The 24710-nt window shown below is 38.5% G+C and carries 24 protein-coding genes and 1 other annotated feature; of the genes, 3 read left to right on the top strand and 21 right to left on the bottom strand.

Annotation, left to right across the window (positions count from 1 at the left end; all coding sequences use genetic code 11):
* Nucleotide 1: 1 nt before the first annotated feature.
* From pstC (AC2VNP_RS15930) to AC2VNP_RS15900, 7 genes are all read right to left on the bottom strand, one after another.
* Nucleotides 2-946: a phosphate ABC transporter permease subunit PstC gene (gene pstC, locus AC2VNP_RS15930; protein ID WP_486918278.1), complete on the bottom strand. Its 945-nt coding sequence runs from the start codon at nucleotides 944-946 to the stop codon at nucleotides 2-4.
* 74 nt (nucleotides 947-1020) lie between these two features.
* Entirely contained in the window at nucleotides 1021-2040 is a 1020-nt protein-coding gene (locus tag AC2VNP_RS15925; protein WP_486918277.1) for a PstS family phosphate ABC transporter substrate-binding protein, read from the bottom strand.
* A gap of 333 nt (nucleotides 2041-2373) precedes the next feature.
* Nucleotides 2374-3144: a response regulator transcription factor gene (locus AC2VNP_RS15920; protein ID WP_486918276.1), complete on the bottom strand. Its 771-nt coding sequence runs from the start codon at nucleotides 3142-3144 to the stop codon at nucleotides 2374-2376.
* A gap of 137 nt (nucleotides 3145-3281) precedes the next feature.
* Nucleotides 3282-4097: a phosphate ABC transporter ATP-binding protein PstB gene (gene pstB / locus AC2VNP_RS15915; protein ID WP_486918275.1), complete on the bottom strand. Its 816-nt coding sequence runs from the start codon at nucleotides 4095-4097 to the stop codon at nucleotides 3282-3284.
* Nucleotides 4098-4173: 76 nt separating this feature from the next.
* Nucleotides 4174-5028: a phosphate ABC transporter permease PstA gene (gene pstA / locus AC2VNP_RS15910; RefSeq protein WP_486918274.1), complete on the bottom strand. Its 855-nt coding sequence runs from the start codon at nucleotides 5026-5028 to the stop codon at nucleotides 4174-4176.
* The gene (gene pstC, locus AC2VNP_RS15905; RefSeq protein ID WP_486918273.1) at nucleotides 5021-6022 is read right to left on the bottom strand and encodes a phosphate ABC transporter permease subunit PstC; all 1002 of its coding nucleotides are present in this window, start codon (nucleotides 6020-6022) and stop codon (nucleotides 5021-5023) included. Before pstC (AC2VNP_RS15905) ends, pstA begins: the two co-directional genes overlap by 8 nt.
* Before the next feature lie 94 nt (nucleotides 6023-6116).
* Complete coding sequence (locus AC2VNP_RS15900; protein ID WP_486918272.1) at nucleotides 6117-7112, bottom strand: phosphate ABC transporter substrate-binding protein; 996 nt, start codon at nucleotides 7110-7112, stop codon at nucleotides 6117-6119.
* 452 nt (nucleotides 7113-7564) lie between these two features.
* Here AC2VNP_RS15900 and AC2VNP_RS15895 point away from each other — a divergent pair, with 452 nt between their 5' ends.
* Nucleotides 7565-7702 carry a hypothetical protein gene (locus AC2VNP_RS15895; protein WP_486918271.1) on the top strand — a complete coding sequence of 46 codons (138 nt, stop codon included), beginning with the start codon at nucleotides 7565-7567 and terminating at the stop codon, nucleotides 7700-7702.
* Between the two features lie 60 nt (nucleotides 7703-7762).
* On the opposite strand, the gene AC2VNP_RS15890 is transcribed toward AC2VNP_RS15895, so the two are convergent.
* Genes AC2VNP_RS15890 through mntA form a run of 3 tightly spaced genes read right to left on the bottom strand, consistent with a single transcriptional unit; the run spans nucleotide 7763 to nucleotide 9317 of the window.
* Entirely contained in the window at nucleotides 7763-8497 is a 735-nt protein-coding gene (locus AC2VNP_RS15890; protein WP_486918270.1) for an MBL fold metallo-hydrolase, read from the bottom strand.
* Between the two features lie 6 nt (nucleotides 8498-8503).
* A complete protein-coding gene (hepT, locus tag AC2VNP_RS15885; RefSeq protein WP_486918269.1) occupies nucleotides 8504-8917 on the bottom strand; it encodes a type VII toxin-antitoxin system HepT family RNase toxin in 414 nt (137 codons plus the stop codon).
* On the bottom strand, nucleotides 8910-9317 hold the full coding sequence (mntA, locus tag AC2VNP_RS15880) for a type VII toxin-antitoxin system MntA family adenylyltransferase antitoxin (RefSeq protein WP_486918268.1): 408 nt from the start codon (nucleotides 9315-9317) through the stop codon (nucleotides 8910-8912). Before mntA ends, hepT begins: the two co-directional genes overlap by 8 nt.
* A gap of 198 nt (nucleotides 9318-9515) precedes the next feature.
* Between mntA and AC2VNP_RS15875 the strand changes: the two genes are divergently transcribed.
* Complete coding sequence (locus tag AC2VNP_RS15875) at nucleotides 9516-10442, top strand: NERD domain-containing protein (protein WP_486918267.1); 927 nt, start codon at nucleotides 9516-9518, stop codon at nucleotides 10440-10442.
* 726 nt (nucleotides 10443-11168) lie between these two features.
* On the opposite strand, the gene rpmA is transcribed toward AC2VNP_RS15875, so the two are convergent.
* The 4 genes from rpmA to AC2VNP_RS15855 form a co-directional block, all read right to left on the bottom strand.
* Nucleotides 11169-11453 carry a 50S ribosomal protein L27 gene (gene rpmA / locus AC2VNP_RS15870; protein ID WP_275117092.1) on the bottom strand — a complete coding sequence of 95 codons (285 nt, stop codon included), beginning with the start codon at nucleotides 11451-11453 and terminating at the stop codon, nucleotides 11169-11171.
* A gap of 14 nt (nucleotides 11454-11467) precedes the next feature.
* Entirely contained in the window at nucleotides 11468-11797 is a 330-nt protein-coding gene (locus AC2VNP_RS15865) for a ribosomal-processing cysteine protease Prp (RefSeq protein WP_486918266.1), read from the bottom strand.
* A gap of 11 nt (nucleotides 11798-11808) precedes the next feature.
* Complete coding sequence (gene rplU, locus AC2VNP_RS15860; protein ID WP_486918265.1) at nucleotides 11809-12114, bottom strand: 50S ribosomal protein L21; 306 nt, start codon at nucleotides 12112-12114, stop codon at nucleotides 11809-11811.
* Between the two features lie 14 nt (nucleotides 12115-12128).
* Nucleotides 12129-12207 (bottom strand) — a sequence feature (ribosomal protein L21 leader region).
* Nucleotides 12208-12262: 55 nt separating this feature from the next.
* Complete coding sequence (locus AC2VNP_RS15855; RefSeq protein ID WP_486918264.1) at nucleotides 12263-13741, bottom strand: Rne/Rng family ribonuclease; 1479 nt, start codon at nucleotides 13739-13741, stop codon at nucleotides 12263-12265.
* Between the two features lie 352 nt (nucleotides 13742-14093).
* Between AC2VNP_RS15855 and AC2VNP_RS15850 the strand changes: the two genes are divergently transcribed.
* A complete protein-coding gene (locus AC2VNP_RS15850; protein WP_486918263.1) occupies nucleotides 14094-14483 on the top strand; it encodes a response regulator in 390 nt (129 codons plus the stop codon).
* Between the two features lie 152 nt (nucleotides 14484-14635).
* On the opposite strand, the gene AC2VNP_RS15845 is transcribed toward AC2VNP_RS15850, so the two are convergent.
* The 7 genes from AC2VNP_RS15845 to AC2VNP_RS15815 all read right to left on the bottom strand — a co-directional run bounded on the left by AC2VNP_RS15845 (nucleotide 14636) and on the right by AC2VNP_RS15815 (nucleotide 24119).
* Nucleotides 14636-15418 carry a M50 family metallopeptidase gene (locus AC2VNP_RS15845; protein ID WP_486918262.1) on the bottom strand — a complete coding sequence of 261 codons (783 nt, stop codon included), beginning with the start codon at nucleotides 15416-15418 and terminating at the stop codon, nucleotides 14636-14638.
* A 52-nt stretch (nucleotides 15419-15470) separates the two neighbouring features.
* The gene (locus tag AC2VNP_RS15840) at nucleotides 15471-16265 is read right to left on the bottom strand and encodes a peptidoglycan DD-metalloendopeptidase family protein (RefSeq protein ID WP_486918261.1); all 795 of its coding nucleotides are present in this window, start codon (nucleotides 16263-16265) and stop codon (nucleotides 15471-15473) included.
* 467 nt (nucleotides 16266-16732) lie between these two features.
* A complete protein-coding gene (gene cobA, locus AC2VNP_RS15835; RefSeq protein ID WP_486918260.1) occupies nucleotides 16733-17530 on the bottom strand; it encodes a uroporphyrinogen-III C-methyltransferase in 798 nt (265 codons plus the stop codon).
* 19 nt (nucleotides 17531-17549) lie between these two features.
* Nucleotides 17550-19718, bottom strand: a complete 2169-nt coding sequence (gene nasC / locus AC2VNP_RS15830; protein ID WP_486918259.1) for an assimilatory nitrate reductase catalytic subunit NasC — start codon at nucleotides 19716-19718, stop codon at nucleotides 17550-17552.
* 69 nt (nucleotides 19719-19787) lie between these two features.
* The gene (nirD, locus tag AC2VNP_RS15825; RefSeq protein ID WP_486918258.1) at nucleotides 19788-20114 is read right to left on the bottom strand and encodes a nitrite reductase small subunit NirD; all 327 of its coding nucleotides are present in this window, start codon (nucleotides 20112-20114) and stop codon (nucleotides 19788-19790) included.
* A 15-nt stretch (nucleotides 20115-20129) separates the two neighbouring features.
* Entirely contained in the window at nucleotides 20130-22562 is a 2433-nt protein-coding gene (gene nirB / locus AC2VNP_RS15820) for a nitrite reductase large subunit NirB (RefSeq protein WP_486918257.1), read from the bottom strand.
* A 48-nt stretch (nucleotides 22563-22610) separates the two neighbouring features.
* Entirely contained in the window at nucleotides 22611-24119 is a 1509-nt protein-coding gene (locus tag AC2VNP_RS15815; protein WP_486918256.1) for a NarK family nitrate/nitrite MFS transporter, read from the bottom strand.
* Nucleotides 24120-24710 lie beyond the last annotated feature (591 nt).

The raw sequence follows: 24710 nt of genomic DNA, 5'->3' as shown, positions 1-24710 counted from the left end.
TTTAATATTCCTCCCTGAAACGCTTCGAAATATATTGTGCTAACAGGTTCATAATTAGTGTGAATATAAACAGCGTCATACCTACGGCGTAAATACTATAGTATTCAATCGTTCCATACCCTGCATCTCCTAAGCTTACTTGAACGATGTAAGCTGTTAGAGTTTGAATAGCTGACGTAACATCATAAGTAATCGTAGGATTTGCTCCCCCAGCCACAGTAACAATCATCGTTTCACCGATTGCTCTAGATATGGCTAGTACAAATGACGCAATGACACCTGAAAGTGCTGCAGGCAGTACAACTTTAATGGCTACTTCAAACTTTGTTGAACCCATTCCATAAGCTCCTTCACGAATAGAACGTGGCACCGAACTCATGGCATCTTCTGATAAGGAAGCGATCATTGGAATAATCATGATACCAACAACAAGGCCAGGACTTAATGCATTAAATAAAGACAAACCTGGAACAACTTTTTGTAAAAGTGGTGTGACAAATGTTAAGGCAAAGAAACCATAAACAATTGTCGGAACACCGGCTAGTACTTCTAATATCGGTTTTACAATTCTTCTAGTACGATCTGAGGCATACTCACTCAAGAATATCGCTGCACCTAATCCAATTGGTATCGCAAGTAGCATCGCTATAACTGCAACCTTTAATGTCCCCACGATTAAAGGTGCAATTCCAAAACTAGGATTACTATGCATTGGATACCATTCTTTACTTGTAATAAACTCAATAAATGATACTGTTTTAAAGAAAGTGAACGTTTCACTCAACAAAGTAAAAACAATGCCGAAAGTTGTTAATACTGAAACAACTGCACACGCTAAGAATAATTTAGGCATAGATTTTTCTATTATATTTCCAATCTTTCTAGATGATTGCTTTTCTTCTATTAACTGTGCAACTGTTTTCCCCTTAGGGCTTTGCAAAGCCATGTATTACACCCCTTTGATTTTCATAAATCAAGGTAAGATGTGCGCTGCAGCACACCTTACCCCTTCGTTATTTATTATTTTGCTGCTGCTTCAATTTTCTCTAAATTAGCATCATACCGTTCTTGCGGAAGGTTGATGTAACCAACTTCAAGAGCTAAGTCACCAACATGTTCGTTTAAGAATTTTAGGTAGTCATAAACTTCAGGACGTTTTACAGACTCAATGTTTACATATGTGAAAATTGGGCGAGAAAGTGGTGCGTATGTTCCATCGTTAATTGTCTCAATTGTCGGAACGATAGCCCCGCCACCATTGTCAATTGGTACAATCTTTAATTTATCTTGGTTTTCTTCATAATAAGCATATCCAAAGTAAGCAATTGCGTGAGGGTTTGCTACCGTACCATTTACTAAAACATTATCATCTTCAGAAAGGATAGCATCTTTACGAAGGTCATTATCCTTGCCTAAGATAACTTCTTTCCAGTAGTCAAATGTACCAGAGTCTGTACCTGGGCTATAGAATTCAATTTTTTCTGCTGGCCAACCTTCACGAATGTCAGCCCAAGTTTCTACAGTAGTTCCATCTGTCCACATTTTGCTTAATTCTTCCACTGTTAAATAGTCTACAAAGTCATTCTCTTGGCTAACTACTACAGATAAACCATCATAAGCTAATTCAAGTTCAATATATTCAATGCCATTTTCCTTAGCTAACTCTGCTTCTTCTTCTTTAATGTGGCGAGAAGCATTACTCATATCTGTCTCACCAACAACAAAGCGCTTAAATCCTCCACCAGTTCCAGACACACCTACTGGAGCACGAACACCTGGTTGAACTTGTGTATACTCTTCAGATACAGCTTCTAAGATTGGGAATACTGTTGATGAACCATCAATTGCAATTTCCCCTGAGAGAACTGCCTCTTCATCTTGTTTTTCTTCATCTTGTTTTTCTTCTTGTTGTTGCTCTTGGTTCGTATCATTTGATGAGCTTGACCCACCTGTTTCATTACTACCTGCACCACATGCAGTTGCGATAATCATCATTGAAGCCATTCCTACTGTTAAAGCTGAGCGTTTAAAAAATCTCATTAATATTTCCCCCTAAGAGTTAATTGTTTTTTAAAATTTGTTTTAATAATTGATAGAATAGGTCAAATCGTTTATACCCGCTCTACCATCCCTCCTCAGCGCGCTTGTGTTTCTTTCTACGTTTCTAAGAATACTCTCAATCTATTAACCTGATATGAATAAATTGTAAACCTTTTGTAAAGATCATCATTTTAGTTGATTTACATTTCGACACATTTGCGATAAAAGCCTGATATTTCAACTTTTTTCTTGATCTTTTATTGAAAAATGTTCCAATTATTTTTTCGAGAATAAATAAAAAAACTGCTGACTTTTAGTCAACAGCCTTAAAACTCATATAATTACAACCCAACCAAAACTTAAAACCTTCGAACTCATGTCCTGAAGCATATATCCAACATTTCTAACGGTTTTAATGTACTTTTTTTCACTATGAGAAGGTTCTATTTTACTGCGAATACGATTAATAAATACGTCTATGATCCGATGGTCGCCTGTCTCCTCATAACCACGAATGGCAGTTAATAATTTTTTTCGAGACACTGCCTTCCCCCGATACTCATACAAAAACGTAAGGATTTCAAATTCCTTTTGAGTTAATTCAATTGGTTCTTTTTTATAATATACTGTATAACTCTCTGGAAATATATCAATGTCTCCTATAGTTAGTTTACGGCTTTTCTTTTGAATAGAAACTATTTCATTAAGATTTTTACTTTCTCCTAAGCCTACTTGTGCTCTCCGTAAAATAGCTTTTATTTTAGCTACAAGTTTTTTTGAATGAATCGGTTTTGCATAATAAGCATCTGCACCTAGTTCTAAGCCCAGTACGGCATCTAACTCATGGAACTGATCTGATAATAATATAATTGGTGTCCAATTTTTTTCTTCATAACGCATGTGACGACAGAGATCAATTCCATCAATTTCTGGGGCATGTATTTCCGAAATAATGGTTACTGGTTTCCTTAGTTTAATTAATTCAACAGCTTCTTTATAATTTATTGCAGTTACTAAACTATATCCTACTTCTTCAAGTCGGTACCGCAAAGTCTTGATGAGAGATTGATCAGTAGAAATTAATAGGATGTCATTCCCATTCACCTTTTCTTCCCTCCCAAACACCCTAATAATCAATCGTGGTGTCCATTTTTATTTTATTATACATGATTAATGTAAATTTTCTGTTAAATTTTTCATAGTTAAGTGCGCGCCTCACAATTAAAGGCACGCACCTCTTCTTAACCGAAACGGCCCGTTATATAGTTTTCTGTGCTTTCATTTTGAGGATTTGTGAAAATTGTATTCGTATTATCAAACTCTACTAAATCACCATTTAATAAGAAAGCAGTTTTATCAGAGATACGAGCAGCTTGCTGCATATTGTGTGTAACGATGATAATTGAATATTCTTGTTTTAATGATTGAATTAACTCTTCAATATTAGCTGTAGAGCGTGGGTCAAGTGCTGAAGTAGGCTCATCCATTAAAATCACTTCTGGTTGTACCGCTAAGCAGCGAGCAATGCATAACCGTTGTTGTTGTCCACCCGATAATCCAAGAGCAGACTCGTTCAATCGATCTTTTACTTCATCCCAAAGCGCTGCTCCTCTTAAACTTTTTTCAACTAACTCAGCTAACTTCTTTTTGTCTTTTAGTCCGTGAACACGCGGTCCGAAAGCTACATTATCAAAAATCGATTTTGGAAATGGATTGGGCTTTTGAAACACCATACCTATAGCACTGCGTAATTCAACGAGATTGACAGAAGGATCAAAGATATTCGTCTCATGATAGATGACTTCACCACTTATTTTTACTATCTGTACTAATTCAATCATGCGATTTAAAATTTTTAAGAATGTTGACTTGCCGCACCCTGAAGGACCGATAATCGCAGTAACTCCATTTTTAGGGATATCCATTTCAATATTTTTTAACGCTTGATCGTTACCATACCATAAGTTTAAGCCTTTTACATTAAAGATATTTTCTTGTACATTCGTATTAACCTTCATCGCTTCTCCCGGTTTTACGACAGTATCAATTATTGCCATTTTAGGGCCTCCCTTAATTTCATTTTCATCTACCTACGCCATTGACTAGAAAATAGCTTTACATCCCTTTTCTCACTTACAATAATTCATTCTTCTTTCGAAAATGATTTCTTATTAAAATAGCTGATAAGTTTAATAGGACGACCATCAAAATTAACACTAACGCTGTACCATAAGCAATTGGACGCACAACAGATGACTGTGCATGTTGTGTTGCTAGTATATATAAGTGATATGGCAGAGCCATAAAATTATCCTGAATAGAAGAAGGTAAAACTGGTAAGAAATACGCCGCTCCCGTTAAAATAATAGGTGCGGTTTCCCCAGCAGCACGGGCTAAGCCTAGAATAGATCCTGTAGCCATACCAGGAATAGCTGATGGAAGTACAAGTTGACGGATCGTCTGCCATTTCGTTGCCCCTAACGCTAATCCACCCTCACGAAATGTGGTCGGGACAGACTTTAATGCTTCTTCAGTTGCTGTAATAACCCAAGGTAATACCATTATTGCTAGTGTAATAGCTGCTGTAATTAGCCCAGTCCCCAGCTTTAGCATTGAAGCAAAGATCGCTAAACCGAATAATCCATAAACAATCGATGGTACACCGGCAAGATTTCGGATACTCATCCTAATCATTCGAACAACCGGACCTTGTTTAGCGTACTCATTAAGATAAATAGCTGCCCCGATACCGACAGGAACTGAAATTAATATTGTTAACGAAGCAACATAGAAAGTACCGATGATCGCTGGCCAAATTCCACCTTCAGTCATGTTTTTTCTTGGGATGTCTGTAATGAAGGTCCAACTCAATACATGAGCGCCATTACTGACGATCCAATAGAGTAGTAGCAGGAGTGCACCAATGGTCAATGTTGCAAACAGACCACAAATCGTAAACCATATTTTTTCTGTCATTTGTTTAGTCATTTTGGAGTTTCCTCCTTTGTCTAGATATGAGAATATCTGCAATTAGATTTACGATAAATGTAATTGCAAATAGAATAAGCGCTGTTACAAATAATGCACTATAGTGAAGGCTCCCCCATGCTACGTCTGAACCTTCAATTGCAATATTGGCAGTTAATGTTCGAACAGAAGTAAAGAAATCTGGAATAACGACCCCGAAAAACTCACGTAGTGGCATATCGATTGCATTACCTGCCGCCATTAACACCGTCATCGTTTCACCTACTGCACGCCCAAAACCTAACATAATTCCTGCGACAATTCCCGATTTTGCTGCAGGAACAAGAATAATTTTAATTGTTTCCCACTTTGAAGCACCTAAAGCATAAGCTGCTTCACGATAATCTCTTGGAACACTTTTAATTGAGTCTTCGGAAATACTAATGATTGTCGGTAACACCATTACCGATAATATAAGTGATGCTGTAAAGGCTGTTAATCCATTTGATAGGTTAAAAATGTTGGCAACGATTGGAGATAAGATAACTAATGCAATAAACCCTAATACTACTGAAGGGAAGATTGCTAAAATTTCTACAATCGGTTTTAAGATTTCACGTACTTTTTTAGGTGCGATTTCAGCAATGAAGATCGCTGTAAATATTCCCCAAGGTATAGCAATTAGCAAGGCTCCTGTTGTAACCATAAAAGAACTAATGATAAAAGGGAGCGCACCATAACCTGCACCTTGTGGAGAGGAAGGATACCATCTTGTACCTGTTAAAAATTCCATTAATCCTACTTCTCGGATTGCACCAGAACCTTCTCTTACTAAGAAGAAAAGCAATAAAAGTAGAATAAAGATGGCCATTATACCGAAAATAAAAAAGGCTTTTTCAATCATGTAGTCTAGAATGTTTGATTTGAACGATTTCTGGGTTAACTTTTCCTTTGTGACAAGCTTTAGCTCATTAATTTGAGCATCATCCCTTGTCTTCTCAGCTTGTAATGCCACAATGTTCCCTCCAAAATGAAAATATCATTTAAATAACACGGGGAATTATCCTAAAGTGGATAATTCCCGGCTATGTTTTTTTCAAAGATTTTAATTAGAAATCTAATCCTAACTCTGCGATTACTTCGTTATTTCGGTCTTCATATTGACCAATTTGGTAGAAACCAACATCGTAAATTACTTGATGAGCATCTTCAGAAGTAATTACCCACTTTAAGTAATCTAAAAGAACCCCTTCAGGCACTCCATTTGTGTAGAAGAATAGAGGTCGTGCGATTGGATATGTCCCTGAGTCAACATTAGCTGCTTCAAACGGTGTTACATACTCACTGTTTTCATCTAGTGCAATGTTTACAGCATTGATTCCATCAATGTATCCAATACCGATATAACCAATTGCATTTACTTCCTGCTCAACTGCTTCCTTAATTGCTGAAGAACCCGGCATGAATTTTGTTCCTGCACCAAAGTCTTCACCATCCATTACATTTTCATTAAAGTAAACATAAGTACCCGAGTTTGACTGACGAGAGTATACAGAGATTTCTCCGCCTTCTTCCCAACCTAAGTCAGCCCAATTCGTTATTTTTCCTGTAAAAATATCTTTAACCTGCCCCAATGTCATTTCAGTAACTGGGTTATCGTTATGAGTAGCTACTGCTAAACCATCTTGTGCGATAATGAATTCATATGCTACAGCTCCATTAGCATCTGCTTCTTCCAGCTCTTCTTCTTTCATCGCACGTGATGATTGAGCGATGTCAACATTATTGTTAATCATTGCTGCAATACCTGTACCTGAACCACCACCAGTTACAGAAAGACCAGCATTTTCATTGTATTCCATGTACACTTCAGCAAGCGCTTGTCCAAGGTTTACCATTGTGTCTGATCCGCGAATATCAAGAGCACCTGCAGGTAACTCTGCTACCTCTTCAACTTCTTCTGTTGGAGTTTCGTTTGAATTATCTCCTCCTGTTGTCCCGCCATCGTTTGCTGTCGGCTCTGATGAGTTACCCCCACCACATGCTGCTAAAGCCATAATTGAAGCCCCTAGAACTACGGATAAAACTCTTCCTCTAAATTTCATAGTATTGCTCCTCCTTCTCCAAATCACACTTTTGTTTTTTGTGTTTCTTATGTTTCATTTCGATTACAAGTATAAAATTTGAATATTAAGGAATTCATGAGGAGGCGTTAACAAAACGTTAAACTAATATAAACAACCATTAATATTTGGATTAAGGAAACGTTATTTTACTTAATATTTCTTTAATATACAGTTTCTTCAAACGAATAAATTATTAATTCCAGTTGATATTACGCCAATTTTCTACTATATTTATCATTACAGATTCCCAGAATATGTGAAACTATATGATGATTTGTAATTATTTAAAAATAAACTTGTCTGTCTTATATTTCCATATTTTTTCTAGTATGATGGCAATAACACATCAGCGATTGCTTATGTGAGATCAATGTCACTGTCTCATGAGTAATTAGTTGTAAGACACTCAACTCAATGGAGGGAGAATAATTATGAAAAAATGGTTACTTACTTTAATGTCTGGCGCTTTAGCAATTAGTGTTTTAGCAGCATGCGGGGAAGTTAATGAGGACTTCACGGAAGATCAAACGGATGATATTCCAATTGAGGAATCTGAAACAACAGATTAATTTCTTTCATAATGTAAAAAGGGTGGAACCTATACCTCCACCCTTTTTCTATGACTTCTTTTAGTTTTCATATACCCAGCCTGTTTTAGCTAGTTCTGCTGGTCCTTGGTAGTAGGCTTTTACTTGTTTTATTAACTGGTTACGATCACCGAAGTGTGGTAAATGTGTTAATAACAGCTTTTTAGTATTTGCTTTTTGTGCAAGTAAACCGACGTCTCGGCTGTTCATATGTCCTGCTGCAGTAGGATCTTGATGTTCATAAAAGCTACATTCGGCAATTAGTAAATCACAATCTAGAGCAAACTTATGCAATTCTTGAAAATAACTCGTGTCTGCTGTATATACAATCGTTGTGTTACCATCTGTTATTTTCATGGCATAACAAGGGGCCGGGTGTTTGGTTTTCAAAAAAGTGATTGTAAAAGGACCTACATTTAATACTTTTTCAGGATTATATGGAATTGCGTTGACATGCGGTTCATAAGAAAGCTGATTATATTTTTCCTTATCAAGTAAATGTCCATAGACGGTGAGCTTTTTGTCCTCAGCTTTCCAGGCGTTATGTATTAGACGTGCATATTGGAGCACACCAATATCTGAAAAGTGATCATGATGGTAGTGTGAGAAGATTAATGCATCTAGTTTCTCAATTGGGCAATAGTTCTGAAGTTGACTCACTACCCCGCTTCCACAATCAATTAGTAATCGAAAATCATCCTTCTCAAGTAAATATCCACTAGATGCCTCTCCCGCTTCAGGAAAACCATGCCAATAACCAATTACAGTAAACTTCATCCTGCTTCACTCTCCTTTAGTCTGTAAGATCGATTTTGTATATTGTTGAAAATCTGATAAGTGATTTTTTAAAATACTTTCTAAGATTGCTAAATTTACTTTTTGGTAATCGTGGACAGCTATATTCCTAAACCCAACCATTGCTTTCATTTTTTGATTTAAACTTTCACAAATGATATTACTTTCATGCAAGACGTCAAAAGCTTCCCTACTAGTTTGGGGGAGGCCTAACTTTCTTGTAGCAATTAAATGCATAGCAAGATCAATTGATGCTTCACATGCTCTCTGTATGTTAAGGATGATAGAATCTTGTTTCGTGTAATTCTTCAAGTTTTCTGGATTATTGGCATACTCTTCATTAATTCTTTTTAAACATCGTTCAATGACTGTTACTTTATTAATGATTACGTCATCATTCATATACGCTTCCACTCTCTTTAATTTGATCTAGAATAGGTTTTCTTTCTTCATTCAATTTGGCATACTTTTTTAAAGTAAGCATTTCAAATTCCTGCCATGCTCTTTCATCAGAACAATAAATTAATTTTCCATAACCTACAATCTGTGCTTGAAACACAGTTGATGCTTGCTCGAGATCAACTAAATCCACTTCTCTTTTTATAATGTCAGCTAATTGTTGAGCTAACATAAACCTCTCATAATGGGTTAGCTTTGTTTTTGATAAAAAGGCAATATCTATATCGCTTTTTTCAGTTTGAGAACCTTTAGCAAAGGAACCAAAAATATAAATCATAATAGGGTTGAGATGGTCTACAAGTTCATCTATTATTACCTTTTTTATTTGCGATAACGATTTCATTTGATCCCCCATCTCTTTTATCCACTTTTCATCATGTATAAGTAATTAGCCTCTTATACATTAATTTCCTGCAAAGAAGGAAATTAATACTCTGTTTGTGCTGATTATTATTCAGTAACTAAGGCCGATTTTTACTTGCCTAGAATTAGAAGATTTTCTAAAATAAAATGAAGTATTACATTTACTAGGAGGGTTTAAATGATTATTAAAGCACGTGAAGAAACATTAGAATTAAAGTTATGGCGAATTTTAGTGTCTCGCATGAGGTTATCTGAACACGATATAAGTTATTACCACAGTCTAGATAAAGGCTTTCAAGGAGAGCTGCAGTTTGATTATTTAATAAGGAATTTAAGAAATGACATATTAATTCTGAATGATTTATTATTTGAGCATAACCATACGATATTTCAGATTGACTCTGTACTTATCACCGGTGACACCATCTTCTTAAATGAAGTTAAAAATTTTGAAGGGGACTATTATATCGAAGGAGAAAAGTGGTATCCATTAACAACAGCTGAAATTAAACGCGAAGTTAAAAAACCCTTACTCCAGCTAAAACGAACCGAATCGATGTTTCTTCAATTAATCCATCATCTAGGTTTTTCATCTATTATATCCACTGTTAAATCACAATTGGTTTTCATTAACCCAAACTTTTTCCTCTATCATGCACCACCACAATTCCCTATTATCTTCCCGACACAAATCCAGCGATTTATTAACAAGTTAGATGACATGAGGGAAATAAAGAATAGAGACATTTTTTATAAATTAGCAGATGAGTTAGTATCTATTCATATTAAAAATTCTCCATATAACAGGCTTCCACAATATAATTATGACCAACTAAAAAAAGGAATACCATGTAAAAAGTGCTCGACTTTTATAAGCGAATTTAATCATTCGATATTAATTTGTCAGCAATGTGGCTTTCATGAAAAAACCTCAGCTGCCGTTTTACGATCCGTTGAGGAATATGCGTTGCTTTTTCCCGATCATCGTATCACCACAACAGCAATTTACGACTGGTGTAACATCGTCCCCACTTATTCTATTAGAAAAATTCTCTCGAGACATTTCAAACTTATGAGACAAGGAAAGTCATCGTACTATGTTTAAGGAAAGAGCAGCGTATTATGATTGCATTATCGTTATTTTACTGTATGCGTTATCTTAATTTTTCTGTTATTACGCACATTCCTTTTCCTTTCGTTCACGGTTTCTCCTAGTTTTTCCCTCTAGCGCTCACGATTCCTTCCCTTTCATTCACGTTTTCTCCTAGTTTTTTCCTTTAGCGCTCACGATTCTTTCCTTTTCTTTTACGCTTTCTCCTAGTTTTTTCCTCTAGCGCTCACGATTCCTTCCCTTTCATTCACACTTTCTTCTAGTTTTTTCCTCTAGCGCTCACGATTCTTTCCTTTTCTTTCACGCTTTCTCCTAGTTTTTCCCTCTAGCGCTCACGATTTTTTCCCTTTCGTTCACGCTTTCTCCTAGTTCTTCCCTCTAGTGCTCACGATTCCTTCCCTTTCGTTCACACTTTCTCCTAGTTTTTTCCTCTAGCGCTCACGATTCTCCCCCTATCGTTCACGTTTTCTCCTAGTTTTTTCCTCTAGTGCTCACGATTCTTTCCTTTTCTTTTACGCTTTCTCCTAGTTTTTTCCTCTAGCGCTCACGATTCCTTCCTTTTCTTTCACGCTTTCTCCTAGTTTTTCCCTCTAGCGCTCACGATCCATTCCTTTTCGTTCACGTTTTCTCCTAGTTTTTTCCTCTATAGCTCTCCATTTCTTCCCCCAAACCAAAAAACCCGTTGAACTCAATTGAGTTCAACGGGTTTTGGTTACAGCATTATTGTGCTGCTGGGTATACACTTACTTGTTTGCGATCACGACCAACGCGCTCGAATTTAACAACGCCGTCTACTTTCGCGAATAACGTGTCATCTCCACCTCTACCTACGTTTACACCTGGGTAAATGCGAGTTCCACGTTGACGTACTAGGATTGAACCACCTGTTACAGTTTGACCATCAGCACGTTTCGTACCTAGACGCTTAGAGATAGAGTCACGACCGTTCTTTGTACTACCTACCCCTTTTTTACTTGCGAAAAATTGAAGGTTCATTTTTAACATTGAATTCACCTCCCCTAATTTTGGATTGTAATATGCTTACTGTATTCTGCTTCAATTGAGCGTAAGGCTACGACCATTCCTTCTAAAAGAAGTTGTACTTTCTCATAAGTTTGTACGTCTAGTCCATCTGGAACCGTACAGCGGAGAAAGCCACCGTCACCTTCTAAGTCAATGTGGGGTTCCACTTGACAAAGCTCTGCTATTGCATTGATCGCTCCAAAAGAAACGGCAGAAGCACCTGCACAAACGATGTCCTGACCATAAGGACCAGCCTCTGCATGGCCACTCATCGTAAATGAATGTATGTGTCGCTCTTCATTACGTTCTATTTGAACTGTAATCATCGTTCTACCTATTATGCGTTGATTTTTTCAATAACAACTTTAGTGTAAGGTTGACGATGACCTTGCTTACGACGGTAGTTTTTCTTAGCTTTGTATTTGAATACAGTGATCTTCTTAGCACGACCGTGTTTTTCAACTTTAGCCGTTACTGAAGCACCTTCAACAAATGGAGCTCCAACTTTAACGTCGTTACCACCAACAAATAGTACTTTATCGAAAGTCACTTGCTCATCTTCAGTGTTTAACTTCTCGATGTAAACCTCTTGACCTTCTTGTACTTTGATTTGCTTTCCGCCTGTTTCAATAATTGCGTACATGTACTTGCACCTCCTTGAATTCTAAGACTCGCCATTTGCAGGTAGCTAAGTGATAGCTTTTAACAAACCTGATCTGTGCGGTTGTAGCTTTTTGGGTGCGATCCAAATAACTAACAAAGAATATAGTACCATATATAAAAACTAAAAGTCAATGCTCTTTCCTTAACCGTTCTAGCTTATTCTTGGCATCTTCCAGGTTGCCCATAAACGGGATTTCATATTGTTGTTCCGTCATTTCTCGGTTTTCAAAAATAAAAATACGATAATGGAGTGCTTCTTCCAAACGCTTCAAATGCTCATCCTTTTTTCCTCGCAAAACTTGAGAGACATGCGGTGGTAATTCTAGAACGAGTGCCTCATGATCCATCCCGCGGTATTCCCATAATAATCGCTCAATATGAAAAGCTTGAGCTTCATTAGAAAGTACCGAGCCTTTGCCTTTACACGTAGGGCAGACTTTTGACAGGCTGTCATGTAGATTTTGCCTGATCTTTTTTCTCGTCATCTCGACCAGACCAAGTCCTGTTAAACCAAGAACATTCGTCTTCGTACGGTCTTTTTCCAATGCATTTTTAAAGTAGTTTAGTACATCAATTTGATCTTGCTCTAATTTCATATCAATAAAATCAATAATAATGATCCCTGAGATATCTCTAAGTCTCAGCTGTCTTGCAATTTCTTTTGACGCTTCAATATTCGTGCGCTTAATCGTATCTTGTAAGTCACTTTTTCCAATGAACTTTCCAGTGTTCACGTCAATTACGGTGAGCGCTTCTGTTTGGTCGATCATAAGATAAGCGCCATTTTTTAGCCAAACTTGTTGTCTCATCGCTTTGTCTAATTCTTTATCAATACCAAAGGCTGAAAAAATATTTTCTTTTCCTTGGTAAAAATGGAGCTTATCTTTTCTATGCTCCCCTAGAAGATCAACTATCCGTTTGTAATCATAAAAGTTATCTATGTACACTGCATCTACAAGATCCAAAGAAAAATCACGAACAATACGTTCTATTAATCCAGTGTCTTGATGAATGAGAGATGGCGGCTTTTCCTCTTTCTTTTCCTTCCAGGTGTCTTGCCAAAATCCTCGTAGAATACGGATATCTTCTTCAATCTCTTCTGGTGTCGCCCCTTCACAAACGGTACGGATGATTAAGCCTTCCTCATTCTCAGTCAGCTCTTCTCCTAACTTCTGCAATCTCGTTCTTTCTTCTTCTGATCGAATCTTACGGGAAACTCCTATGTAATTTCCATTTGGCATATAGACGACAAACTTACCAGGAAACGAAACAACACCAGATAATCGAGGACCTTTTGTACCAAAACCTTCCTTTGTTACTTGTACGAGAAGCTCCTCGCCTTTTTTTACGAATTCACTAATATTCTTCTTCTTTTTTTCTTCGTCTGTTAAAGACAACTGCTGAAACGACAATAAATCATCTCGGTATAAAAATGCATTTTTATCACGCCCAATATCTATAAAAGCAGCCTGCATTCCTGGTAGAACGTTTACCACACGTCCTTTGTATACATTCCCGACAATTCGCTTCTCAACGGAACGTTCAATTAGTAACTCAACTACTTTCTCATTTTCAAGAATGGCTGCTCGCCGTTCTCTTGTTGCCATATTGAAATAAATACGATACAACTGCCATCACCAACTTCAATTTATATCTTCCTATTGTACTGTAATCTTCACTAAAGTGAAAACTCGTTACTCCTATTTTGTCCTGACTTCTTCATTTTTTCTCACTCTGTTCTTCTTCTTAAAAGAAAAAACTTGGTCTTATGAGAGCGGAACAGAAATCAAAAGGTCAAATTCAACTAATAGATACGTTAAGAAAACAACACAATTCGACCTTTTTCTATTTTAATTGTAAATATTTTAATAAAGAAATTGCTATATTTTTTACAAAGAGTTAATATAAATAATAAATAGATAAATAAATATACATTTTTTTCAGATTGCGGGAGGAATTATGGGTAGGAAACCGTTTATTTATTTGGTTGAAGATGAGCCGGCTCATGCAATGTTGATAACCTATCATATTGAAAAGCTTGGTTATGAAGTTGTTCACTTTGATAATAGTCCTGATTTCCTTCGAGCGCTGCCAGACGATCTTGATTTTCTCATCGTCAGTGATCAATTAGCTGATATGGATTCTTCTAAATTGTGTCAAATCGTCCGAGAGAAGCTCGATAAACCTGTTCGTGTCATTGTAACTAGTACTGGAGTTTTCAATCATCAACTTAGCGAATACGCTTCCTTTACTTCTCACTTACAAAAACCTTTTTCAATAACTGACTTAAAAGAAAAACTACAATTAACGTTTAAACAACCTGTTCTTACATACCAGCACGGTAACTAAGATAACATATAAAATAAGCAGACGATCTCACTTCGTCTGCTTTTTATTTTGTATTGATTTAGGTTAAACGTTTCTATAAAAGCTTCTTAAAAATGCTCCTATTGTCGATAAAATCACTACATGAGATATACTAACTGTCTTCCGTTTCACCCTTAAGAAATAAACACTTCCTTTAACTCTCGGTCAAACGCTTTTTGATTAAAATAAGCATCTAGTAACATTTTCTCTGAGACGCAGTGATTTCGGTCAATTGTAATCGTATGTTGATGTCCACGACGAAACTGCTCCAATACTTGACGGACTTTCATATTTTGGTGCACTTGCAGCGGATATCGCTTTAAGTGACGTTCTTCTAAGTAAAAACGATCCAACAGAAACCGCATAAAGATGTAATGACGCTGTTTCCATTCTAAATAATTGGCAATACATAAAAAGGAAAGAACGACCCAAAGATTTAAATGAAAAGGAAATAGTTTCAGACTGATCATTCCAATGATGACAATACCTGTTGTAGATAGTAATAATGTTAACTTCTGTCCTTGCTTATAAGGAAGCTTATACGTACAGGCTAAATGTAATATACGCCCGCCGTCCAATGGCCAGATCGGTAATAAATTAAACCCGAGTATCATTAAATTATGCCAAACAAAAAGTTGATGGTCTGCCGTTGACCAAAGCGGTGTTTGGACCAAAAGAAAAGATGCTCCAATCATCCAGAGGTGTTGGGCGGGGCCGGAAACAATGACAATCAACTCCTCGTGAAACGGTCGATTTGAGCTCTCATTCATTTCAGCCACACCTCCGAATGGAAGCAACTCTATTTTTGAAATCCTCCACTTAAACCATTTTGCAGCAAATACATGTCCCATCTCATGAATAAACACGATCAAAAACACCATGATGACTTCTTTAAAATAGCCTGTAATGATCCCCATTCCGAGCACGAACCAAAATAGAGGATTAATTTTTATTTTTGAAAGAAGCGAATTATTCAAAGCTAATCACATCGTTTGGATCAATATAGTCTTCGCCTTCTTTAATGGATAAATAATATATTCCTTTTTCTGCTCCTTCACTAGCTGAAACTCTACCAACCGGTTTTCCAGCTTCAATATGATCATACAACTTTACATCGACGGTTTCTAACATTCCATACCAAGATTGACCTCCGTCATAATGCTGAATGGCAACGGTCCGACCTAGTCTCTCTTCTTCACCTACAAAAATAACAAGACCCGACTTTACGGCTTCAACATTCGCACCGATTTCGGTTTCTACTAATATCCCTGTACCATTTTGTTGAAAGTCTTCACGGATCTGTCCGGTTGCAGGTACAGCATAGGCGACTGGAGGTGCTTCTTCTGTATCTTCAAGTGCTACGTCCATAGACATCGGTAAAAGGGCTAGCGGACGGCCGAATTGATTTTCATACCAATCAGCAATAGCTGCAAACTGAAATTCCTGCTCATAAGACTGCTTGACAACTTGCCTCGCACTTTCAAGCTGTGGCATACTACTATTGAACATGATGGCAACAAGTAAAAATAAAACAACTGCGATGAGTGATCTCATTAAAAACCAATCTTTTTGTTTCCACTTTTCTTCTATAGCCGTTTTCTTCTTTTCTTGGAAAACGTAAAAGTCTGGTTCATCTCTCGATTCGGTATGGCGATCGTATAAAAGCGGTGCTGACCGTTCTCGTTCTTTTCGAGCCCCTTTCCCTTGAGCCTCTCTTCTTCTAGACTCTATTTGTCTCCTAATTTTATCAATTCGTTTAGACATCACATACCCCATCCTTTTCACGACAAATTCTTCTAGTGCGTGTTCAAAAAGGAGGACAAAAAGATCCAAGAAGTTCGAGGCGATGCAGTTGCGAGTACCACAGCGTATGCTATTAATACGTGAGGAACACAGCAACAAACCAACGACCCTCCACAGGATGTGGTGACTTCGACGTTCCCACAGGACGTGGGGGCTTAGTCGAAGATCATCTACTGACGGAGATTTTTCCCGGACTTTTTGAACATCCTCTTCTAGTCTCGTCCCACTTTTTTACTCTATCTTATGACTTGTCCGTTCTTTATATGACTAAATCCAATGTTTAAATGTTTCATAGAAAAGCGTAGTGAGCAGATGTTGATCTATCGCAAGGAGGTGAGGAAGTGTCGCTAGTCGCTGGAGCTAGACATCTTCGTTTTTTACCGTAAAAAAAGACACACGGATAGGTATGTGCCTTTGTAAAACCAAACTTATCCAATATTCACTTCTTGCCAATTAGAAATGGAATCAGCCTCAAGTTCTTCATACCATGCGAGCTTGTTCCTTAACTGGACGACCTCGCCTACAATAATTATTGCTGGAGATTTTATTTCAGCATTAGCGGCTTTTTCAACAATCGTAGCTAGGTCGCCAACGAGTGTTCGTTGCCTTTTCGTCGTCCCTTGTTCAACTAAAGCGATTGGGGTGTTAGGTGAGCGCCCATAAGTTACTAGATTTTCGCATATCAATGAAAGATTGGACAGCCCCATATAAAATACAAGTGTATCCGAACCCGTTGCAAGGTGCTCCCAGTTCATTGCTGCTTCGCTTTGATCTGAACGCTTATGACCTGTAACAAACGTTACTGACGAACTATAATCCCTATGTGTCACCGGAATTCCTGCAAACATCGGAGCAGAAATCCCTGACGTAATTCCTGGTATAAATTCAAACTCAACCTGATGATCAGCACAATATTCAGCTTCTTCCCCGCCACGCCCAAACATGCATGGATCCCCTCCTTTAAGACGGACGACTTGTTTTCCTCGTTTCGCTTGAAGGACTAATATTTCGTTAATATGCTCCTGTGGAATCGTATGTTGATTAGGCATCTTACCGCAATATATGAGCTCGACATTACGGTTCGCATAACCGATCAGTTCAGGATTAACTAATCGATCATAGACAATGACTTCTGCGTCTTGAATGGCTTCTAACCCTTTAATCGTTAAAAGTTTGGGGTCGCCGGGTCCCGCTCCTACTAGAAAAACTTTTCCTTTCTTTTTCATGTTATCTCCCCCTCTTTATTTATGAAGTGACCACTGATTCTTGTGCAACCTTTTCTTTTACTGGTTGAACCGGACTGATTTTTACAGAACTGACTTTAAATTCTGGCATCCGACAAACGGGATCTAAAGCTGGATTCGTAACCCGGTTTATACATTGGAAATCCCCCCAATGGAATGGTGCAAATAACGTGTCCTCGCGTATACTTTCAGTGACTTTACTCTTTACAATGACAGAACCTCTTTTGGACTCAATCCGAACGAACGTGTCGTTTTCAATGTTATATTTTGAGGCTGTTTGTGGATGGATTTCTACATAAGGTTCCTTTGATCGCTCGATTAGCTCCTGGCTTCTTCTCGTTTGGACCCCTGTTAAGTAGTGCTCCATTAAACGTCCTGTCGTAAGAATTAGCGGGTATTTCTTGGTCGCTTTCTCACTACGAATCAGTTCATGTCCAGTGTGGAATTGTGCACGACCGTCTGTGGTATGAAAGGATTTTTCAAACAGGCGCACAGTTCCTTGGTGTGATGGGTCTGGGCACGGCCAGAAAACACCCCCATCTTTAACTCGATCATACGTAATCCCGAAGTAATCAGCAGTTCCTCCTTTACTGGCCTGACGTAATTCATTAAATATGTCTTCCACTTTTTCATACGTAAAATAATGATCTTTTCCTATGGATTTTGCCAGCTCACAAATGATTTGCCAATCGTGCTTCACTTCTTTTGGTGCTTTTCGTTCGGCATGTCGGTAAACGACTCTTCCTTCTAAATTGGTCATCGTCCCTTCATCTTCAAGGTAAGAAGTCGTCGGTAAAATTAAATCAGCCATTCGAGCTGTTTCTGAAATAAACATATCTACTACAACGAGAAAATCTAGTTTTTCTAGTGCCTTCTCTACAAAAATAGCATTTGGACTGGAGACGACTGGGTTTGAGCCCATTAAGAACAACGCTTTAATTTCTTCTCTGTCGATCATTTCGATAAGTTCATAGGCAGAAACACCTTTGCGTGGTAACTCACTTTCATCTACACCCCAAATGGAAGCAATATATTTTCGATCAGTTTCATTTTCGATCGACCGGTAGCCTGGGAGCTGGTCGGCTTTTTGTCCGTGTTCCCTCCCACCTTGGCCATTCCCTTGACCCGTGATGGCACCGTATCCACACGCATACTTACCAATCTTTCCTGTTGCCAGCACTAGGTTCAAAAAATGCCGAACCGTTTGATAGCCGTTCGCATGTTGTTCAACACCTCTAGCAGTAAAAATCATCCCCGTCTCCGCTTGACCATACTGGCGTGCCGCTTCTCGTATTTCATCGATAGTAATGCCGCATTGTTTTGCAATCGTGGCCATTGATAAATGATTTACCTGTTCTAGAATTGGCTCAAAGCCTTTCGTCCGATTGGCAATAAAGGTTTCATCACAGTACTTTTCATCGACAAGCACTTTGAGCATTCCCATAGCCAAATTTGCATCTGTCCCCGGTTTCACCTTAATGTGCAGATCCGCAAATTTAGTCGTTGCTGTTTCACGAGGATCAATCGCAATGATAAAAGCCCCATTCTTCTTCGCTTTTCGGAAATATGGCATAATCGTCGGCTGGCACTCCGCAATGTTCGTTCCGGCTAAGATAATACACTTCGCATCGGCAATTTCAGTCAGCTGATTCGTCATCCCACGGTCGATACCAAACGTCGCGTTGGCAGCTGATGCTGCTGCACTCATACAGAATCGTCCGTTGTAATCAATATACTTGGTTTTCAAACCAACTCTAGCAAACTTCCCTAGTAAATACGCTTCCTCATTCGTTAACGAACCGCCGCCGTATACACCGATTGAATCATTCCCGTACTTCTGTTGTAATGATGAGAATTGTTCTGCGATCATTTCTAGTGCGAGGTCCCAGGAAATTCGAACCCATTCTCCATCAATCTTATATAACGGGTACTTCACACGCTCCCCATTAATCGCATGTTGATGAGCTTGAAGCCCTTTAATACATAGCCTTCCTTCTGACGTTGGATCTTGTTTATTCGGTTTTACTTTAAATCGTTTTCGTTGAATGATGTGCTCCTCAATCAATTCCATTGAACATTGCATACTACAGTATGGACAACGGCCTTTCATGATCTGTTCAGAGCTTTGTTTTAGCTGCTTTTCACGAAAATATTGAATTAAATCGCTCATTACTTAACACCCTCTTGCTCCCCAAGTATAGATGGTATCACGGGCTATTTATAGGAACCCTCTATTCTCCTAGTTAATGACAAGAAAAACATTCTCTTCTTCAATTATCGCTTCATAGGTTTTAACGCAACCTGTATCCGGTTTTTGAACCAATCCATCATTTAAACAAACTTTCCAATCGTGTAATGGACAGAAAACATGGTCACCGGCGACAATCCCTTGAGAAAGGGGCCCGCCTTTATGCGGACATTTGTTAGCAACCGCGCGAACGGCACCCGAAGCCAAGCGGAATACAGCTACACTCTGATCACCAATGATTACTTCTTTCCCATATTTTTCAGGTATATCCGTTAGTTTGCCGATCATCACTTTACTTCCAGCTTGAATTTTACTCATAGACAGTTCCCCCTTTTATTGAATGACTTCAACGTGTTTATTTTTAAATAATTCAGTTTGCAGTTCGTTACTTTCGTAAATTTCGCTCCAAGGTTCTTTAACAGTTGATAAGACAATTTCCATTCGCTCACTTAATTCTTTTCGATTTTGCTCATTCGAAATGACCTGGTCGATGACATAATCAAGTCCAACTCTTTCAATCCAATGCGATGTTCGCTCTAAATAACGCGCATTTTCACGATATAGTTGTAAGTAAGCAGCCGTTATTTGGAGGACCTCTTCACTTGTTTTGACTTTGCAAAGCAGATCGCCTTTTCGAAGTTCAGTTCCGCCGTTCCCTCCGACATAAATCTCCCAAGCTCCTTCAACCCCTACAATTCCGACATCTTTAATTCCTGATTCTGCACAGTTTCTCGGACAAGCAGATACAGCCATCTTAACCTTATGCGGTGTATTTAAGCCTTCGAATTTTTTCTCAAGAGTAATACCCATTCCTATTGAGTCCTGCGTTCCAAAGCGACAGAAGCTCTCACCTACGCATGTTTTTACCGTTCGAAGCGTCTTGCCGTACGCATGACCGGACGGCATCCCAATTTCTTTCCAAACATTCGGGAGGTCTTCTTTTTGAATACCGAGTAAATCGATTCGCTGACCACCGGTTAATTTCACGAGCGGTACGTTATACTTTTCAGCTACTTCAGCAATTCTTTTTAATTCTGTTGGGTTTGTAACTCCCCCATACATCCTAGGTACAACTGAATAAGTACCGTCCTTTTGGATGTTCGCATGCATTCTTTCATTTACAAAACGAGACTCTCTTTCATCTTCAAAGTTTGTTGGATGAACCATTCCTAAGTAGTAGTTAATAGCTGGACGACATTTTGAACATCCACCTTCATTTTTCCACCCTAGTACATTCATCACTTCTCGTGTATGGGTTAGCCCTTTTTCACGAATTTCAGCAACAACTTCTTCATGAGTTAAATCTGTACATCCACAAAGGGCTTCAGTTTTCGCGGCAGCATCAAATTCATCTCCTAATGTATCGGCCAGCAATTCTGAAATCATCGGCTTACACGTCCCACAGGAGCGACCGGCACTCGTACAACCACTGACTTCTTCTACTGAACAAAGGTTTTGATCACGAATTGCTGAAACGATCGTCCCTTTTGTAACACCATTACAGCCGCATACATTGTCATTCGCTGTTAATGAAGCAGTTAAACTTTCAGACACCCCGTCATTACTTTGTAAAATATTAATCGGCGCCATATCTGAAACATCTGCACCTTCATTAATCATACTTAACAGTTTTGTACTTTCTTTTGTATCTCCATATAATACAGCGCCAACGACTTTGTTATTGCGTATCATTACTTTTTTATAAATCCCTTCAAATTCGTCATAAACGCGGACACTTCTCGTGGATCCATCATCGACGAACTCACCTGCAGAAAACACATTGACACCTGATACTTTTAATTTAGTTGATAGAACGGACCCTTGATAACCAGCACCGGCGTTTTCCCCGACAATATGCTTTGCAAGTACTTTTCCTTGGTCATAAAGAGGTGCGACTAATCCATAAACGACTTCGCGGTGTTCCGCGCATTCCCCAACAGCATAAACATCTTGAGCACTCGTCTGCATGTAATTATTAACGACTACGCCGCGATTGACTTCAATGCCACTTTCACTTGCTACTAGCGTATTCGGGCGGATTCCAACAGCCATGACTACGAGGTCTGCTTCAGTTTCCGATCCATCTTTAAAAATTATTTTTTCGACTCGATCCGTTCCCTCAATTTTGTCTGTAAGCTTTGGCATCAGAAAATTCATTCCTTGTTTTTCAAGCTCAACTCGAAGGAGCTTTGCTGCATCTTGGTCTAGCTGTCTTTCCATTAAATGATCTTGTAAATGAACGACATCAACTTCCATACCTAGGTTTAATAGACCACGGGCCGCTTCTAATCCAAGTAAGCCCCCACCGATTACGACTGCTTTTTTATAGTTTTTAGCCGTATCAATCATCGTTTCGCAATCCTTTATATCTCGGAAAGCTATGACTCCTTCCAGGTCAGCACCTGGAACTGGTAATATGAACGGGTTAGAGCCTGTCGCGATAATGACGTAGTCGTATTTCATTGCTCGATCTTTGTTGGTGTATAGAACTTTCTGCTCTGTGTCTAATCTCGTAACAGTCTCATTTGTAAACAGCTCAATTTCATTTTCTGTATACCATTCAATACTATTAATCTCTATATCTTTTATCGTAGTATCTCCAGCTAAGACCGCTGAAAGCATAATGCGGTTATAGTTAACATGAGGTTCGGTCCCAAATATCGTGATTTCAAATTTGTCTTTTCCATTGGTAAGCTTTAAAATTTCCTCAATACAACGAACTCCAGCCATTCCATTTCCAATGAGCACCAGTTTCTTTTTCTCCATCTTAACCCCTCCTGAAAATCTATAAGTTTTTTATTTGTACTACTTGCTTTATAGAGCTTTTCTTTCTAGTACTTTTTCCTCTGATCCAACCACTTCTTCTTCTCGATCGACTGATGATAAATGATAATCTTCAGCAAATGAATTATCAGGTTCTTCTAAAAGGAAGTAACAAATAACGAAGCTAAGAAATGCACCAATTGCTAGAATAAAAAAGAATTGTTGCGGCGTAACGAGTGTAAATAGCGTTAAGTAAATGGTTGAACCGACATTTCCGTAAGCACCTGCCATTCCTGCTACTTGACCGGTGATCCTTTTTTTAATCATCGGAATAACTGCGAAAGTTGCCCCTTCTGCTCCTTGAATAAATACAGAAGTTAAAACAGTAACAGCAACAGCTACAATTAGCGGCCATGATGAGTCGATAAAGCCCATCGCGACTAATCCTAACGTAATCCCAACCATGTAAACGAGCATGACTTTTCTTCGGCTTCCCATTCGATCAGATAACATTCCTCCAAGCGGTCTAGCAACTAAATTAATGAAAGCAAATGAGGCAGCGATAAGACCAGCTGATGTGGCACTAAGGGAAAAAGTTAACTGAAAAAACATCGGGAGCATGGAAACAATCGCTAATTCTGCCCCAAAGTTAGCAAAATACGTACTGTTTAATGCAGCTACATTTTTAAATTTGTATTGATCATCTTTAGGTACACCCTTTTTTAAGATTGGGATATTCACTTTCAGGATTTTGTAGACTTGAAAAACAATTGTCAGTGCGATCGCTGTATAAAGGGCATACAGCACATTTGTTGAGATAAAGCCCATCCCTTCCAATCTCCAAGACAGTACGGCTAATGCACCACCTAATGGCACCGTCCAGATAATGAGCCAAACTAAGTCCCCCCAGCTACTAACTTCCATCGCCCCAGTTCGTTTCGGTTTGATGTATTCTTTTCCTTCGGGAGTATCTCGAACATTCAAATAATAAATGACGCCATAGACGAGACAAAAGACACCGGTTAAAGCAATCGCATAACGCCAGCCGTTATCTCCACCAAACATCGTTAAAGCGATCCAAGGAAGTAACATTGCACCTGCAGCTGAACCAAAATTGCCCCATCCACCATATATTCCTTCGGCAAATCCGACGTCTTTCGGTGGGTACCATTCAGCCACCATTCGGATCCCAATAACGAAACTTGCACCGATACTACTTAACAAAAGCCTGGAAATCATCAACTGTGACCAACTATCTCCAAAAGCAAATATAAACGTTGGAATGGACATGAGGATGAGTAAACCCGAATAAACCACTCGCGGTCCAAACCGATCTAACAGAACACCAATAATAATTCGCGCTGGGATCGTTAAAGCGACATTGATAATCGCCAGTGCTGAGATATGTTCCCTTGTCAGCCAGTCGGAGCTTTCTAGCATCGTCGTAGCAAGTGGAGCCATATTAAACCAAGTGAAAAAAGATACAAAGAATGCAAACCAAGTAAAGTGTAAAATTTTCGTCCTCTCATCCTTAAACGTAAATAAATCCGAAACTTTCAATCCAATTACCCCCTCAATTTTCTTAGGACTTCTTCCGACTGGTTGTTGATCTATGGAAGACAATTAAAACTATCGGTTTATAAGGATTTATACTTATAAAAAACGTGTTCATTGAGCTAGTGTATCGTGGTTGTAATATAGGCTTTGTTGTAAATGTATTTTTCTGACTTTTTTGATTAATTTGATTGTGCCATAAAAGTAAACTGCTGTGTTCGAGATTGAAAGAAGATCTAACAAGGTTTTCCCTATAGCAATAATGAAAACGCTGTTATTTTTGTTGGTGTTTTTGGATTGCAGGTTAGTTAGGTATAGGGAAGTGATTTGGGGATCAAGCGCGGGAACCAGTATTAGAGGGTGTAAAAGAATAGGATTTGGTATATGTGGGATTGATGAGTATAGATCTTTGTTGGTTGGATTAACTTTTGAGTGCGCTATTAGAAGGGGTTATCGTATTTCATAACACTTGTGAGTCAGCGGCGATCTCAAGGTCAAGGGATACTAAGATTAGAGCACTAATAATTGTATTGGCTGTTACCCTCTTTGTTTCACGCTTTCTCCTATTTTTTCCCTTTAGCGCTCACGATTCATCCC

The sequence above is a fragment of the Alkalihalobacterium sp. TH-98 genome (assembly GCF_057473385.1).
This window is presented reverse-complemented; position numbering and strand designations above follow the sequence as displayed.

What these genes read in the sequence shown, in the direction of transcription:
- pstC (WP_486918278.1), bottom strand. Translation starts at nt 946, where the DNA reads ATGGCTTTGCAAAGCCCTAAGGGGAAAACAGTTGCACAGTTAATAGAA.
- AC2VNP_RS15925 (WP_486918277.1), bottom strand. Translation starts at nt 2,040, where the DNA reads ATGAGATTTTTTAAACGCTCAGCTTTAACAGTAGGAATGGCTTCAATG.
- pstB (WP_486918275.1), bottom strand. Translation starts at nt 4,097, where the DNA reads ATGGCAATAATTGATACTGTCGTAAAACCGGGAGAAGCGATGAAGGTT.
- pstA (WP_486918274.1), bottom strand. Translation starts at nt 5,028, where the DNA reads ATGACTAAACAAATGACAGAAAAAATATGGTTTACGATTTGTGGTCTG.
- AC2VNP_RS15900 (WP_486918272.1), bottom strand. Translation starts at nt 7,112, where the DNA reads ATGAAATTTAGAGGAAGAGTTTTATCCGTAGTTCTAGGGGCTTCAATT.
- AC2VNP_RS15895 (WP_486918271.1), top strand. Translation starts at nt 7,565, where the DNA reads ATGAAAAAATGGTTACTTACTTTAATGTCTGGCGCTTTAGCAATTAGT.
- AC2VNP_RS15890 (WP_486918270.1), bottom strand. Translation starts at nt 8,497, where the DNA reads ATGAAGTTTACTGTAATTGGTTATTGGCATGGTTTTCCTGAAGCGGGA.
- hepT (WP_486918269.1), bottom strand. Translation starts at nt 8,917, where the DNA reads ATGAATGATGACGTAATCATTAATAAAGTAACAGTCATTGAACGATGT.
- mntA (WP_486918268.1), bottom strand. Translation starts at nt 9,317, where the DNA reads ATGAAATCGTTATCGCAAATAAAAAAGGTAATAATAGATGAACTTGTA.
- AC2VNP_RS15875 (WP_486918267.1), top strand. Translation starts at nt 9,516, where the DNA reads ATGATTATTAAAGCACGTGAAGAAACATTAGAATTAAAGTTATGGCGA.
- rpmA (WP_275117092.1), bottom strand. Translation starts at nt 11,453, where the DNA reads ATGTTAAAAATGAACCTTCAATTTTTCGCAAGTAAAAAAGGGGTAGGT.
- AC2VNP_RS15865 (WP_486918266.1), bottom strand. Translation starts at nt 11,797, where the DNA reads ATGATTACAGTTCAAATAGAACGTAATGAAGAGCGACACATACATTCA.
- rplU (WP_486918265.1), bottom strand. Translation starts at nt 12,114, where the DNA reads ATGTACGCAATTATTGAAACAGGCGGAAAGCAAATCAAAGTACAAGAA.
- AC2VNP_RS15855 (WP_486918264.1), bottom strand. Translation starts at nt 13,741, where the DNA reads ATGGCAACAAGAGAACGGCGAGCAGCCATTCTTGAAAATGAGAAAGTA.
- AC2VNP_RS15850 (WP_486918263.1), top strand. Translation starts at nt 14,094, where the DNA reads ATGGGTAGGAAACCGTTTATTTATTTGGTTGAAGATGAGCCGGCTCAT.
- AC2VNP_RS15845 (WP_486918262.1), bottom strand. Translation starts at nt 15,418, where the DNA reads ATGGGGATCATTACAGGCTATTTTAAAGAAGTCATCATGGTGTTTTTG.
- AC2VNP_RS15840 (WP_486918261.1), bottom strand. Translation starts at nt 16,265, where the DNA reads ATGTCTAAACGAATTGATAAAATTAGGAGACAAATAGAGTCTAGAAGA.
- cobA (WP_486918260.1), bottom strand. Translation starts at nt 17,530, where the DNA reads ATGAAAAAGAAAGGAAAAGTTTTTCTAGTAGGAGCGGGACCCGGCGAC.
- nasC (WP_486918259.1), bottom strand. Translation starts at nt 19,718, where the DNA reads ATGAGCGATTTAATTCAATATTTTCGTGAAAAGCAGCTAAAACAAAGC.
- nirD (WP_486918258.1), bottom strand. Translation starts at nt 20,114, where the DNA reads ATGAGTAAAATTCAAGCTGGAAGTAAAGTGATGATCGGCAAACTAACG.
- nirB (WP_486918257.1), bottom strand. Translation starts at nt 22,562, where the DNA reads ATGGAGAAAAAGAAACTGGTGCTCATTGGAAATGGAATGGCTGGAGTT.